The sequence below is a fragment of the Clostridium oryzae genome (assembly GCF_002029235.1).
GTDB classification, from domain to species: Bacteria; Bacillota; Clostridia; order Clostridiales; family Clostridiaceae; genus Clostridium_AE; species Clostridium_AE oryzae.
Genome location: NZ_MZGV01000016.1, coordinates 1 through 15061, shown reverse-complemented (window position 1 = coordinate 15061; position 15061 = coordinate 1). Strand labels below are relative to the sequence as shown.

Below are 15061 nucleotides of genomic sequence, written 5' to 3'. Positions count from 1 at the left end.
CTATGCATTTACAAAGTATTATTTTCTATATTACTTCTCACAAATAGTTTTTCTTGTTCAATTATTTGATAGTATTTTCTTAAGAGTTATCTTCATATTACTTCGCATATTATATAGTTATATCCTTTTAACAGCATACACAATTTATTCAAACACAGTTGAATTTTATATAACTTTCTTATAATTAAAAAAATCGGCTACCACCGATTTTTCACCTTCACTTTTCTCTTTACTCTATACTCTTTTCTCTTTTTAAACCTTTCCTTTAATGTAATATATAGCTATCTGTGTCCTGTGATCCAATCCGGTCTTGTCTAGTATAGTGCTTATATAATTTTTTACTGTACCTTCAGATATAAATAGCTTGGCCGCAATCTCTTTATTAGATAGTCCTTCGCTTATAGCTTCCATTATATCCAATTCTCTTTCTGTAAATTTAGTCACATCTATTTTTACCTTATTAAACCCGCTTTTGACCTTTTCCATAACCACGTCCTGCATAACACTGCTGCCGTTGTAGACAACTCTTATGGCATCTTTTATTTTATCCGGAGTGTTATTTTTGAGAATATATCCCTTAGCTCCGTAGCTTATAGCATCCTTAATATACTCATCTTCATCAAAGGTTGTTAGTATAAGGCACTTGGTTTGTGTGGATTTATTAATCTCTCTGATCGCTTCTACTCCATTCATAATAGGCATTCTGACATCCAGTATAGCTACATCCACATCGTGGCTTTCACAAAACTCTACTGCTTGTTTCCCATTTTCAACTGCTGCAAGTATGTCGAATTCTTTATCCATTCCAATGATAATCTTTAAACTTTCTCTTATTAACGAATCGTCATCTGCTATAAGTAATCTAATCACTAATAAATTCACTCCCTTACTATCGGCAAAAGCGTTATCACTGAAAATCCATCTGAACCATCTACTATCAATTTTCCATTAACACCCGCCGTTCTTTCATCCATACCCATCAAACCTAGTCCTTTTGAGTAGACATCGCATCCTTTTCCGTCATCTTTAACTTCTACCTTTATAAATTTGTTAAGTATCTGTATTTTTACCGATAAACTCTTTGCTGCAGAATATTTAATAGCATTAGTAAGGCTCTCATTCACATTATCATAAATTACTTTCCACTGCTTAAAAGATATTACATCCAGATTTCCTTCACAAAATAAATTGGACTTTATACCTGAACTCTTGGAAAATTTACTTAATGATAAATCCAGATTATTTATTCCCATTTGTTCAATCGCAGGTTTAATACTTCTTAACGTACTCCTTATATTTTCCATTCCATCTCTTAATACATCTATCGTAATTTGGATTAATGTTTTAGCCTTTTCTTGATCCACTTCTAAGAGCATCTTAGCAGCTTCTAGCTGCATAGTGCTTCCTGAAATAGTATGTCCTATCTTATCATGTATCTCTTGAGCAACTTTATTTCGCTCCTCCAGTTTAGATGTATATACCATCTGCTGTTCCAATTTCTCACTGCTTTCAAGATTTATCATAAGCATTTCATTCTTGCTTCTTAGCTTTTCATTATCTATCAAAATGTTACTTATCCTGTTAAAACTTTTCTGCAAAAGATCATAAAAGAAGAAACTCAAACATGAAAATAGTATGAATTGATTAATATATGAGCTATGAAAAATAAATATACCTTGAAGAACAAATATTACACCGATGATAACCTTACTAATTTTAGCATATAATAGTTCGATGAAGCTTAGTGACCAAAATATTATAAATAGCTTAATGCCATAGTAATATCCTATAGCAATAATTACCATAGCTAAACCTATAAGGACATTCTTAACGCTCTCTGGTTCAATTATTTCTTTAAGTACATTAATTATAATATAGATGAGCAGCACTGCCACTATGATTTCTACTTGTGAAAACTTATATTGAGGATTTTGTAAACAAGTTATGATAAAGTAAACAGTTATAATAGCTTTATATATAACAATAAATACTTCCAATATCTCACATCCTATATCAGCTTTTATAGAAAGCTTATTCATATATAATTTTATAATATGCCTGTCCTTAATTATACTATAATATAAGATCAATTATCATCCTATCTGTACCAGTTCATACTTTTACTAACGATTGACATAAAATAGTTAAAGTTATAATATTTATATAAAAACATTAAACGCTTTTATATTTTTATATTTTCGGAAAGGTCGATGACATTATGGATTTAGGTATCCTGACTTTGATATTAGTATATGTCGTCTTTCCCAACCTGCGTTATAGGCTTTTTTCTAGTAAGGTTATCAAAAAATTTCATCCTGAAAGCAATACTGTTGTTCTTACTTTCGATGACGGTCCTGATCCACGTTATACTCCAGAGCTTTTGGATGTACTAAAGAAAAATAACGTTAAGTGCACTTTTTTTGTACTAGCTAGTCAAGCTCAAAAATATCCTTATTTGATAAAAAGAATTGTTTCAGAGGGTCACTGCATCGGTCTTCATTCTTTAAAACATACTAATGCCATATTTACAAGCCCAATGAAAACAAAAAAAGATTTAGAGAAATCCATCAAAATATTAGGTGAACTTGGGGTTGACGTTAAAGTTTTCAGACCTCCTTGGGGAATGTTCAATCCAGTTACATGTCACTACGCTAAAATTCATAATTTCAAAATCATATTATGGTCTCTTCATGCAATGGACTGGAGCCGTTGGGTTAACTCAGATTATATAAAGCACAAAATTATAAAAAAAGTAAAACCTGGTGATATCATCTTGCTTCATGATGGTAGGGGTGCAAATCATGCACCTAAGCGAACTATAAGTGCGCTGAAAACTATTTTGCCCATTCTTAAAAAGGAAGGGTTTAATTTTGCTATGGCAAAGGATTTATAGTTCTGTCATAAATATATTTTAAGCTTGACGGAGGATAATTTAGAATGAACAATGTATTTAAGCCGTTAATTTCAGGTATAGATAATCTTATTGTAAGACTATGTGGTTGGACTCATATACCTTACACTACTACAAATTTCCTATATATAAGTAAGCATAGATACAAAGGAAAAACACTGCAGCTTAAAAATTCTACTATAATTAACAAGGGTGATATTGTAATCGAAATACATATAGATAATAAAAATTTGAAAAACATAAACACCACTAGTTACGTAAATTTAGTAAGAAGCTTTAAGTCTGAAATAAATGTTTTGAAAAAATGTTTTACTGAGCAGCAAAATTTCAAGAATGTAAAAGCTGTTTATGGTATTTCAGCATTCTTTCATATAACCTCGAGATGCGGTTTTGAAACTATGGAAATACAGAATCCGATAAGAAGAATTTTCACTTCCATATGGGAAAACCTCTTAAGACATGTACTTAAAACCAGTAAGAATAAACTTAGAAAGAATTTTGTGATTTCTAAAGAATGCTGGATTTCTAAAGATGACTTATTACATTTATAAAAAAGAGATAGGCTGTGCACAACTCTGTTGTGCAGCCTATCTCTTTTTATTTATCTTAGTATTGAGAAATATAATAAACTCCGTCTATATCCTCAGTACGAGTTACCTTATCTGTAGAAACTCTTATATTAGTCTTCCCATCAGCTGTAGCATAATAAAGATAATTATTATCTCCTGCATTTATGTAGAATAATCCTGCTACTGCAGTATTGTCATCATACCAATCATACCAACATTCATCCCATTCAATTCCAGTAAGTTTTTTAGGTTTCATTTGAGAATTAACACTGTAAATCCCATATTCTGAAAATAAGGTAGCATTGCTTTTATCATCTTGTCCACCAAGGTTTCTAACATGATAAGTTAGTTTTACACTTATCTTCTTTGCTGCAGACACTTTATTTCCTTTTACCGTTACTGCATATGAATTACCACTTGCATCATTAAATACTATTTTGTTAGATCCTAAATTAGCTACTTCATATGCTGATTTTTTATATATTTTTATAGTCTTTCCACTAGTGCTTAATGCATATGCCTTCCCTGAGTTGTAATTAAAATTGCTCGATCCATTTTTTATTCCGCTATTATATACATAATATCCATTTATCCATCTTCCTGACGAAACTGCATTATGATCAATAGGCTTCTTTGAATTAATTGCTTTTGCACTTCCAGTAGATAACTTTATAGAATACATTACCATACATTTTGTAGAGTATCGAGTTTCCTGTGGTTTTGTATTTACCATTAAATAAGCACTTTTACTATCTTTTTTCAAATAATAATTACTCGAAACTATACCTTTAGCTAAATACTTCTTACCTGTACCATCAGCTGAAACTGATGTAACATAATCTATTCTACCGCTTTTTAGTGAATTATAGTACACTCTGCCATTCATTGCAGCAAGCCAAGTATTTCCGTTCTTAACATCTGCCATATCAGCTATTTCTTTAGCATCTGAAGCACTCGCACAGTCAGATGCGGCGGCATATATCTTGCCTTCATCAGTCATATAATATATGTTATTATCATCTGCATATACATTAACTACATCTTCTGCGAATCGTTTTCCCTGTTTTTCAGAGCCATCATTAGCTACTCTTAAAAGTGTTGTTGAATTTTGACCAGCATAATAATATACATATTTCTTGGCAGGTATTATTCTTTTAGAATCATAATTTGGTACTATCTCTATACTACCGCTTCCATCAGCCGCTGCCTTAAATAGGTTACCATTACTCCTATAATAAATATACCCAGGATTGCTACTTGTCCCTCCATCCTTCGCACTTACGACTACGCCAGAACATAACATTAAGCAGCCCAACGTAATACCAATAATTTTTTTAATAAATCTGTTTTTCATGATACATCTCCCTTCATTTTGTTACCCAACAAATTTCTTATACCATAGTACTAGTCTTAAGCTCTTTAAAGACATGCTATAAAAAACTCGTTTGTTACATTATATATTTCGTAAATGGAAATATATTCTTTATGTAATTATAACCTATGTACCTATTATTTTCCACATAGTTAGAAATTTATTAAGCTCATTATTAATTCATATTAAATATATATCTTTCACATAAATTCCTAAAGATTAAAAAAATCGGCAATAGCCGATTCTTCAATTATCTCATATCATTTTTAGTATAATATGCTATTCCTATAGCCCCCGGTCCTACATGCACTCCTATTACAGGACCTATATCAACTATAGTCACTGGAATGCCATAGCTGTTCTGTATCCTTTCAGCTAAATCCTTAGCCTCATCTATACAGTTTATGTGATGTACTACAACTTCTCCGAGGCCGTAATCACTTATGTCAGATTCCATTCTTTGAACCATCGTATCTACTGCGCTCTTCTTCGTTCTAACCTTTGTAAGAATGGATGTAACGCCATCCTCAACTGTTAAAACAGGAATTATTTTAAGAAAATTTCCTATAAGAGCACTGGCTCTACCAATTCGTCCACCTTTTTGTAAATATTTAAGGTTATGTGGTATAAACAAAAATCTGCTTCTTTTCACGTTAAGCTTAGCTTCTTCAGTGACTTCCTGAAGAGATTTTCCAATCTTCGCGGCTCTAGCAGCAATTACTGCTGCAAAACCTAACTGCATACAATTTGAACGTGAATCTAGTATATTAATTTCAGCTTGAGGATTTTTATCTAATATCATATTTTTTGCTAGATGCGCTGTGGAATACGTTCCACTCATTTCTGAAGATATAAATATACATAATAATTTGTTTCCGGCTGATACTATTTTATCCATTGCATCATAGATTTCTCCCACAGGCGGTTGAGAAGATATGGGAATTCCTTTCTCCTCCATCAAATCATAGAAATCCTCATTTTTTATTTCTGTTTCTTTGAAACTTTCATCTGGAAACTTTACACTAAGCGATACTACAGTTATATCCAATTCTTTCTTTAAAGCTCCATTAATATAGCTAGTGCTATCAGTTAATATTTTTACAGCCATACTTTTTTCTCCTAAATATATTATTTTTATATATTGCGAACTAAGAAAGTACGTTAAATGAAGATAATATTTAGTAGTTAGTTTATGCTTTAAACATTGGTAAGAGAAAAGAGTAAAGAGTAGAGAGAAAAGTGAAGGAAGAAATTCTGCTATGCAGAATTTCTAAGAATTTAAATCTGATTATCGGCAGATAACTTTCTAAAAACTAAGATTATACCTAGTATTACAAAAGAACTATTAAAATAATTAAGATTATCTATACAATCAAAATTCAGCCCGGCTGAATTTTAACCTTCACTTTTCTCTTTTCTCTTTACTCTTAACTCTCATACCTATTTAATGCACCTTCTCTTAACTATTCCGTCTAGAGCATTTAGTTCGTCTTATATTTAATTTTAGCACTATTTTCTATATATAATCAAATCTTTAATCTTAACGATATGATGAACATTTTGCTTGTGAACAAACTTCTTTTACGATATAATAAACTGCATCTATTATTTCTAATGAAAAGGATGGTATTTAAGTGATAACTGTAACTAATGTAAGTTTAAGATATGGTGGCAGGAAACTTTTTGAGGATGTAAATTTAAAATTTACACCTGGAAACTGTTACGGCGTAATAGGAGCTAACGGAGCTGGAAAAAGTACATTTTTAAAAATACTTTCCGGTGAAGTGGAACCTAATACCGGTGAAGTTTCAATTGATGCAAATACTAGAATGTCTGTTTTAAAACAAGATCACTATCAATATGATGAATATAAAGTTCTTGATACTGTAATCATGGGTAATGAACGACTCTATTCAATAATGCAAGAAAAAGATGCCCTTTATGCAAAGCCTGATTTCAACGATGAAGACGGAATCAAAGCTTCTGAACTTGAAGGTGAATTTGCAGAGCTTAACGGCTGGGAAGCTGAGGCCGAAGCATCATCACTGCTCCAAGGTCTAGGAATAGGAACCGAACTGCATGACAAGATGGTTTCAGAGCTTACTGGTTCTGAGAAGATAAAAGTTCTTCTTGCTCAAGCTCTCTTCGGAAAACCTGGTATTTTAGTACTTGATGAGCCTACTAACCATTTAGATATAAACGCTATAAATTGGCTTGAGGAATTTTTAATTAATTTTGAAGGTACTGTTATAGTTGTATCCCATGATAGACATTTCTTGAATAAGGTTTGTACTCATATGGCAGATGTAGACTTTGGAAAAATTAAATTATATGTAGGTAACTATGATTTTTGGTATGAATCCAGCCAATTAGCACTTCAACTTATGAAGGACCAGAACAAGAAAAAAGAAGAAAAGATAAAAGAACTTCAGGAATTTATCGCCCGCTTCAGTGCTAATGCTTCCAAATCTAAACAAGCAACTTCACGTAAAAAACTTTTAGATAAGATAAACATAGAAGATATTCAGCCTTCCAGCAGAAGGTATCCTTATGTTGCCTTTAAACCTGAAAGAGAAGTTGGAAATGATATACTTAGAGTTGAGGGACTGACAAAAACTATCGCAGGTGAAAAAGTTTTAGACAATGTAAGCTTCACAGTTTCAAAAGATGATAAAATAGCTTTCGTTGGTCATAATGAAATAGGTATAACTACTCTATTTAGAATATTGACAGGAGAATTAAAACCTGATGCAGGTAGTTTTAAATGGGGTATAACAATAACCACTTCATATTTTCCTAAAGATAACTCCGACTTCTTTAACGACATAGATTTATCATTAGTTGACTGGCTGAGACAGTACTCGGAGGAGAAATCAGAAAGTTATCTTAGAGGCTTTCTGGGAAGAATGCTGTTTTCAGGTGAAGAAGCGCTAAAACAGGCAAAAGTTCTTTCTGGAGGAGAGAAGGTAAGATGTATGCTGGCTAAGATGATGCTTAGCTCTGCTAATGTGGTACTTTTAGATCAACCTACTAACCATCTCGATTTGGAATCTATAACCGCCGTAAATAACGGTTTAAGAGATTTTAAAGGAATTGTACTCTTTACTTCTCATGACCATCAATTCATTCAAACAATTGCAAACAGAATAATTGATATAAAACCTAATGGAAGTATATTTGATAAGCAAACAACTTACGACGAATATCTAGAAATAAAATAGGAATTCAGCTATGCTGAATTCCCACTTGCTCTTTTTCTCTCTACTCTTTTCTCTTTTCTCTTCCATAATTGATATAATGCGCTGAAATTGTGTTATACTAATGCTATGATAGTTAATACTAACTATCATAGAGAACATACTAGGTATAAACAAGGAGCAAATTAAATGAAATTTCTTATTAAATCAAATACTTTAGCCTCAGACCTTAACAATGAATTTTATTCCTGCATAGAGGATTTACTTGAGGATGATTTAGTACAGCAAATGCGGCTTTTTAAACAACACTGCAATACAAACTGTTTAGATCATTGTATATATGTAGCATATTTCAGTTATGTCATATGCAAGACCTTTGGATTTGATTTTTCATCTGCTGCCAGGGGTGGTCTGCTTCATGATTTATTTCTATATGATTGGCGCACAACTAAATTAAACAGAGGAAAACATGCCTTTAGACATCCCCAGATAGCCCTAGATAATGCTAAAACCATATTAGATCTCAACCTTATAGAACAGGATATAATAAAGAAACATATGTGGCCTCTTACAATAATACCACCGCGATATAAAGAAGCTTTTATAATATGTATGGTAGATAAGTATTGTGCCATTTTAGAGATACTTGACTATTACATAAATAAGTAAAAAATGGTTACACCCTATGTCGGCTAGTTCCGCTGCGTTAAGCAATTACACCCTTGCTTTTATGCGGATTTTCGGATTCCTTACGAGGACGCTTACGCTCTGACGTCGGAATCTAATCGAAAATCCTGTAAAGCCAAGGAGTAATTGCTAAACTCGCTCCAATGCCTCGTCGGGTGTAACCATTTTTAATGCCCTAACTCTTAATTTTTACATAATACTTTTATTTTATTAATGCTATTACCTTTCTATCTTAGTTCACTAATTTCAAATTATATTACTGTTTCTTTTTAACTTCTTCGTAAACCACGCTGTATCGTTTTTTTTATTTAATGCCCATCTTTCTTACTCTTTAGGGGTACAGCCTGATTCTAATGAAAAGTTATCCACAATTGGCAAAATACATAAATTCCTAACGAGTAAAAAAAGACTACATCCTACGTAGGCTAATTCCGTTCATTAAGTAATTACACCACATCTTTGAGGCAAATTTCCTAATGGCTCATAACTCGGCTGCGCCTCAAACAATTCGCCATCTTAACGGAAATTCCCCTCAAAGACATGGGTAATTACTAAACTCACTCCAAATGCCTACTTCTGATGTAATCTTTTTTATGCCCTGACTCTTAATCTTCACAAATTACTGTTATTATATATCTATATCTTTTTAACACACTATTTACTTAATATTGAAAGTTGTCTGTTGATACTCAGATTTAAATTCTCAGAAATTCTGCCTATCAGAATTTCTTCCTTCACTTTTCTCTTTACTCTTAACTCTTTTTATATTTATTCCTTTTTATCAAACAAACTTAATTGAATAGAATTCAGTTTATTTTCATAGGATGGCATTTTTGTAGAGATGCCGTATTTATAGCAGGCCTCTTTAAACGTCTCTGATATTTTCTTATAATTATTAGCCCCGCAATAATAATTTTCTCCGAATCTTTTCTGATATTTTTGTGATAGCCCCGGAAATTTCTTATCCAGTTCCTTATAATAATAATCCCTTTGAACATCTCTTAACGTAACTCCAAAGGTTGGGTAAATAAATTTACCGCCATATTCCTTGGTCTGCTTTACTATGTTGATTATATTTTTCTCATTATCCTCAATAAACGGAAGTATAGGCATCATTGTCACTCCAGTATCAATACCCAAAACCGACAATACTCCCATTGCTTTTAATCTGTCAGACGGAATCGGAGCAAAAGGTTCTACTTTTCTAGCTAGAACATCATCTGTAGTTGTGAGTGTAAATGCAACTACTGCGTATATTTTGCTTATTTCTTCTAATATGTCAATGTCTCTCATCACCATATTGCTCTTTGTCGTCATGTGAAGTGGATAGCCATAATCTGCAATTATCTTGAGAGTTTTTTCAGTAAGCTTATACTTCTTCTCCGAAAATGTATATGGATCACTCATAGCACCCGTTCCAATAGTCGCTTTTTTTCTTTTCCCGCTGAGTTCTTTTTTTAGAAGTTCAGCTGCATTAACTTTGACCAGCACATCATCAAAATTATCTATACCATAACACTTGCTTCTAGAATCACAATATATGCAGCGATGTTCGCAGCCTCTGTATATATTCATTATATATTTTATTCCAAACCAAGAACTTGGATTTTTATTAATACCTAGAATATGCTTGGCATTTATTTCTTTTATCATATTACTTAACCTCTATATATTATTTTCGCTTCAATAAGCTATTGCTAATTAGCTTACAGTTTTATACTTTTTATTAGATTATATCTAGCTAAATCATTCATTTAGTTCATAATATATTTATTATATCAAAATAACTTACATAAAAACAAAATAAAGTTTATCTAGAGTGGCCCCGCTTATGCCAACTGTCTTATTTTATTCCATTTTACGTTTATGGTATAATATACTAGTTAATTACCTAGTAAAAGAAGGAGAATTCGCATGACCATGGAAAAAATTTATGAAATAGCAAACGATGTATTCGAAGCAGAAGCCAATGCCGAGAGACTTAGCTGGGTATTATATACTGCAGGCTATGATTTTGGTGTTGAAGAAGCCTATAACAAAATAAATGAAAAATTATCTTCAGAAAGATCATTTGAATCGATAGAAAAATTGTATGAGAATGATTCTGATCTTACTGAAAAGCAAAAAAGGGAAATAGAAATTCTATATAATAAATTCAAGCCATTTCATCTTTCAAAAGAAGTTAATGAGCTGTCTCTAGAGATAGATAAGCTTACAAATGAGCTGTCAAAGGTTCTCAATAGTCACAGGAGCAAGATAAATGGTAAAGAAATATCGTCAGTAGATATAGCACAGATTCTAAGTACAGAAGATAATCGCGAGAAGAGAAAGGAAGCTTTTCTTGCAAGAACTCAAGTAAACAGACCTTTAGTTGAGCAAGGTTTTGTTAAACTTATAGAGCTTAGAAAAGAATATGCAAAACTCAGAGGTTTTAATGATTTTGTAGAACTTAAACTTGATGATGAAGAACTGAATACGGAATTATTTGCAGATTGGAAGTCTCAGCTTAAAGGTGTGCTTCCTAAGATGAAGGAAGCTAGGACAAAAGTCGCACAGAAATATTTAAAGATCGATAAGCTGATGCCTTGGGACCAAACCTATGTTGTGTCAAAAATAGCCCCTGCTATGAATAAAACTGTAGATATGTCAAACTTCTATTCAGTATTAAGAAAATTCTTTCTTAAATTTGGATTAGATTTATCAAAATATAATATAACCTATGATGTATTTCCTCGAGCAAACAAATCAGAATGGGGATATAATTTTCCTATAGAGGTAGCCAAAGACTCCAGAATATTGGCTAATGTTAAAAATCTCTATAATGAATATAACGTGTTGCTGCATGAAAGTGGTCACGGAATTCATTCATTCTTAATGAATCCTTGTGAAACTGTATTAAATGCCGGCGTAAGCGGAATAATTTCTGAAGGAATAGCAAATTTATTTGCAAGTTTTATCTATGAAGAGATATTTTACAGGGACTTTTTGGGTAATGATCCGGAGGTTAAAGAGCAATTTGCTGCGCTTAAAGAATACAGTAAAATCAATTCACTTAGAGCGATAAATGATATTATGTTTGACCAAGACCTTTACAGAAATGAAATAACAAGCCTAGATGACATAAATAAACTTGCGTTTAAAACTCAAAAAGAACTTCTCGGCGAAGAAGCTTACGCAGATGAATATCCATGGGGATACAGAATTCACCATACTACTCATCCTATATATCTTCATAATTATTTTATGGGAGATGTTACCTGCGAAATGCTTAAAAAAGTATTCTGCAAAACTTATAACTGTAGTTCAATCTTAGAGAAACCATTACAATTTAGTGAATTTCTGATAACAAATGTAATAAGTCCATCAGGAATGTATGCATACCCTGACTTATTTAAGAGAATCAGCGGTGAAAAATTTTCACTAAAATATATGCTATAGGAAGTGCATTATGTTAAATAGTATTCATAGAATCGCAATACCATCAATTTTGGATGTAGGTAAAAACAATTTAAAAAACATAGGATATTTAGTAAATAAGAATGGCTTTACTAAAGTTGGTGTTTTTTTTGGCAGTGGTCTTTTTGAGCTGTTTGGAAAGCAAGTTATATCTTCTCTTACTGATAACTCAGTAGATATTGTGTATCAGCAGGAGATTGATACGATAAGTATGGATGATATTGTTAAGCAAGCCTTTGCTCTATCAAAAGATATAGAAGTAATTATAGGTATAGGTGGAGGTAAGGTACTGGACGCCTCCAAATATATGGCCTTTCTAAGGAAAATTCCATTTATAAGTGTACCAACGTCCACTTCAAATGATGGATTCTCAAGTTCAAACGCTTCTCTTATAATTGGTGGTAAACGTACATCTGTCAACGCTGTAATGCCTTATGGAATAATAGTGGATGTTGATGTAATAAGAAATGCACCTGAAAAGTTTCTGTTTTCAGGCATAGGCGACCTTGTCTCAAAGATAACTGCGTTATATGACTGGCAATTTGAAGAAAAGATGGGTAAAGCCATAATGGATGACTTTGCCGTGATGATATCTAAAAAAGCTGTAAACAGCTTTGTAAGGACTCAATTCAGCACAATTAAAGATGACTTTTTCCTCAAAGAATTGGTAGATTCACTAACAATGAGCGGAATAGCTATGGAAATTGCCGGAGACAGTGCTCCATCAAGCGGCAGCGAACATCTTATATCACATGCATTGGACAGTTTCTGCGAAAAAACTCAGCTGCACGGAATACAAGTTGGAGTTGCAACATACCTTATGAGTAAGGTTCAAAAACACAGATATGAGAGAATCACGAAAGTTTTTATTTCTACTGGTTTCTTTGAACATGTAAAAACGCTTAGTATGAAGAAATCTGATTTTGAGAAGGCTATATTGATGGCTCCATCTATAAAACCAAACAGGTACACTTTCTTGCATGTACAAAAATATAGGGATTTAGCTATAAAGCTTTTATATGAAGATGCTATTCTAAAAAATATACTTGTTTAAATTGAAAAAGAATTCAGCTCCAGCTGAATTCTTTTTCATACCCTTCTCATTTACCTATTAAACAATCTTTAATTCCCAATACCCTGTATTACCATAGTGAAAGACTTTTATTCGATCGATATCTCAACTATATCTCCTTTAGAACTTTTTATTTCAACAATCTTGCCTACAGTGCCTGATTCAATAGCATCCTGGATTATTTTCATATCTACATCTCCAACATCATGTACATCCATAGGAATCTTTCCAAACATCTTAAGCATTCCGCTTACAAATTTAATTGGAAATTGCAGATTTACTGTTTCACCCTTTTCAGCTGTAATCACTTTTATTCTCAATACTCTATCTTCATTGACATGTTGATTAAATAAAGGTGTTTCTGGAAGCCTTTTACTATTTAAAGCTTCTATTAATTCAGATGCTTTTTCAGAACTTATCTTTCCCTCTTCTACCATCTTTAAGATTTTCATTATTTCTTCTTGCATTTTTACTCCTCCAAAACCCATTAAACTACTTATTCTTTTAACATTTCAACTGCCTGATCAGCAGTTATCTCACCTTTTTCAAGCATATCAATTACAGATTTCTCATTATTCTCTTGTTTTCTTACTACCTCATAACCCATAGCTGAAATTACATCATCCAGTTTTGCTCTAACAGTAGGATAAGAAATACCCAATTCCTTTTCCACGTCTTTTATGTTCCCTCTGCACTTAACAAAAATTTCTATGAATTTCTGTTGTTCATTAGAAAGATACTCAAATTTTGACATCTTAAAATTATTTTCCACTATAGTTCCGCACTTCAAACACTTAAGTTTCACTATTCTAAGTCGGGAAGAACATACAGGACATCTGCTTAAGACCTTATAATCCATAAAGTCACTTCCTTTCTTAGGCTAATTATATTATATGTGGTAAATAAAATCAATACCAAAATTAAATATTTTAATATTACAATTAAAATATTTAATTTATAGAATAAATAGGTTAATCAAATTGAATTAGAATCTTATATGTATTGATATTTTCATTAACTATATGCTAAAGAAAAAATCGGCTAACAGCCGATTTCCAAAACATAAAAGATTGAGAAAATATTGAATTAACTTAATATATTAAAACTCTCAGCATAGCTGAATTTCTTCCTCATTTTCTCTTCTATTTCATCTGTAATCCTTCGTTTAGCTCTGACCAGTTACTAACAACCCATTTATTTTTTTCATAAGTAAGTACAACTGTAGTAGTTGCTTCCTTACCCTCGTCACCTTTTCCTTCTAATGTTACAGTTACATTTTTACCATTATATTTCTTGCTTTTAACCTTTGCACTAGCTAAGTCATATACACCAATTTCAGGATCACCTACAACCATATAATAGTTACTCTCATATATTACAGTTAAAAACTTAACTATCTTATTTTCATATTTTTTTGAATAGTATTTTCCCATACTAGTTTTCTTTTCGATGTAAGCAAAGAATGCTTTATCGCTCTTAATTTTTGAACTGATTTTTCCATATTCCCTGCCCTCTACGTCTATTGATTTTCCATTAACTCCAAGTCCAAACAGTTTATCAAATGCATAAAATGCTTTGAAACTTATTTCTACAGCCTGCTTATCTGTAATCTTTTTACTGCTTTTTGCAAAAACATTACATCCTAATGTAGATATAAGTATTGCTAACACAGTAATAATACTAATTAAATTTTTTTTACTTTTTAATAATTTCATTGTACTCCCCCCGTAGAAAAAAATGATATTTATTTAATTTTCTACTATCATATACGTGACAAATTATAGGAAAGTTTAGCTG

The 15061-nt window shown here is 32.0% G+C and carries 14 protein-coding genes; 6 read left to right on the top strand and 8 right to left on the bottom strand.

Features of this window, described 5'->3' with window-relative positions; translation table 11 throughout:
• Nucleotides 1-252: 252 nt before the first annotated feature.
• Together CLORY_RS09260 and CLORY_RS09255 are read right to left on the bottom strand one after the other, a co-directional pair.
• On the bottom strand, nt 253-870 hold the full coding sequence (locus CLORY_RS09260; protein WP_079423554.1) for a response regulator transcription factor: 618 nt from the start codon (nt 868-870) through the stop codon (nt 253-255).
• Nucleotides 871-878: 8 nt separating this feature from the next.
• Nucleotides 879-1997 carry a sensor histidine kinase gene (locus tag CLORY_RS09255; protein ID WP_169911576.1) on the bottom strand — a complete coding sequence of 373 codons (1119 nt, stop codon included), beginning with the start codon at nt 1995-1997 and terminating at the stop codon, nt 879-881.
• Nucleotides 1998-2218: 221 nt separating this feature from the next.
• Between CLORY_RS09255 and CLORY_RS09250 the strand changes: the two genes are divergently transcribed.
• Together CLORY_RS09250 and CLORY_RS09245 are read left to right on the top strand one after the other, a co-directional pair.
• Entirely contained in the window at nt 2219-2893 is a 675-nt protein-coding gene (locus tag CLORY_RS09250) for a polysaccharide deacetylase family protein (RefSeq protein WP_079423551.1), read from the top strand.
• Between the two features lie 44 nt (nt 2894-2937).
• The gene (locus CLORY_RS09245; RefSeq protein WP_079423549.1) at nt 2938-3462 is read left to right on the top strand and encodes a YkoP family protein; all 525 of its coding nucleotides are present in this window, start codon (nt 2938-2940) and stop codon (nt 3460-3462) included.
• 55 nt (nt 3463-3517) lie between these two features.
• Here CLORY_RS09245 and CLORY_RS09240 read toward each other — a convergent pair whose 3' ends face one another.
• Nucleotides 3518-4834: a hypothetical protein gene (locus tag CLORY_RS09240; RefSeq protein ID WP_079423547.1), complete on the bottom strand. Its 1317-nt coding sequence runs from the start codon at nt 4832-4834 to the stop codon at nt 3518-3520.
• A 268-nt stretch (nt 4835-5102) separates the two neighbouring features.
• Nucleotides 5103-5960, bottom strand: coding sequence for a DegV family protein (locus tag CLORY_RS09235; protein WP_079423545.1), 858 nt, complete (start codon nt 5958-5960; stop codon nt 5103-5105).
• Nucleotides 5961-6486: 526 nt separating this feature from the next.
• Between CLORY_RS09235 and CLORY_RS09230 the strand changes: the two genes are divergently transcribed.
• Both CLORY_RS09230 and CLORY_RS09225 read left to right on the top strand, forming a co-directional pair.
• A complete protein-coding gene (locus CLORY_RS09230; protein WP_079423544.1) occupies nt 6487-8073 on the top strand; it encodes an ABC-F family ATP-binding cassette domain-containing protein in 1587 nt (528 codons plus the stop codon).
• 165 nt (nt 8074-8238) lie between these two features.
• Nucleotides 8239-8718: an HD domain-containing protein gene (locus CLORY_RS09225; protein WP_079423542.1), complete on the top strand. Its 480-nt coding sequence runs from the start codon at nt 8239-8241 to the stop codon at nt 8716-8718.
• A gap of 786 nt (nt 8719-9504) precedes the next feature.
• On the opposite strand, the gene CLORY_RS09220 is transcribed toward CLORY_RS09225, so the two are convergent.
• On the bottom strand, nt 9505-10389 hold the full coding sequence (locus tag CLORY_RS09220; protein ID WP_079423540.1) for an SPL family radical SAM protein: 885 nt from the start codon (nt 10387-10389) through the stop codon (nt 9505-9507).
• Nucleotides 10390-10650: 261 nt separating this feature from the next.
• Between CLORY_RS09220 and CLORY_RS09215 the strand changes: the two genes are divergently transcribed.
• Together CLORY_RS09215 and CLORY_RS09210 are read left to right on the top strand one after the other, a co-directional pair.
• Nucleotides 10651-12174, top strand: coding sequence for a M3 family metallopeptidase (locus CLORY_RS09215; protein ID WP_207652188.1), 1524 nt, complete (start codon nt 10651-10653; stop codon nt 12172-12174).
• A 10-nt stretch (nt 12175-12184) separates the two neighbouring features.
• Nucleotides 12185-13246 (top strand): iron-containing alcohol dehydrogenase family protein, encoded by a 1062-nt coding sequence (locus CLORY_RS09210; RefSeq protein ID WP_079423538.1) that lies wholly within the window; start codon nt 12185-12187, stop codon nt 13244-13246.
• 107 nt (nt 13247-13353) lie between these two features.
• Here the strand turns inward: CLORY_RS09210 and CLORY_RS09205 are convergent, their stop codons facing one another.
• The 3 genes from CLORY_RS09205 to CLORY_RS09195 all read right to left on the bottom strand — a co-directional run bounded on the left by CLORY_RS09205 (nt 13354) and on the right by CLORY_RS09195 (nt 14979).
• A complete protein-coding gene (locus CLORY_RS09205) occupies nt 13354-13731 on the bottom strand; it encodes an SHOCT-like domain-containing protein (protein WP_079423536.1) in 378 nt (125 codons plus the stop codon).
• 29 nt (nt 13732-13760) lie between these two features.
• The gene (locus CLORY_RS09200; RefSeq protein WP_079423534.1) at nt 13761-14123 is read right to left on the bottom strand and encodes a DUF2089 domain-containing protein; all 363 of its coding nucleotides are present in this window, start codon (nt 14121-14123) and stop codon (nt 13761-13763) included.
• A gap of 283 nt (nt 14124-14406) precedes the next feature.
• The gene (locus CLORY_RS09195; RefSeq protein ID WP_079423532.1) at nt 14407-14979 is read right to left on the bottom strand and encodes a DL-endopeptidase inhibitor IseA family protein; all 573 of its coding nucleotides are present in this window, start codon (nt 14977-14979) and stop codon (nt 14407-14409) included.
• Nucleotides 14980-15061 lie beyond the last annotated feature (82 nt).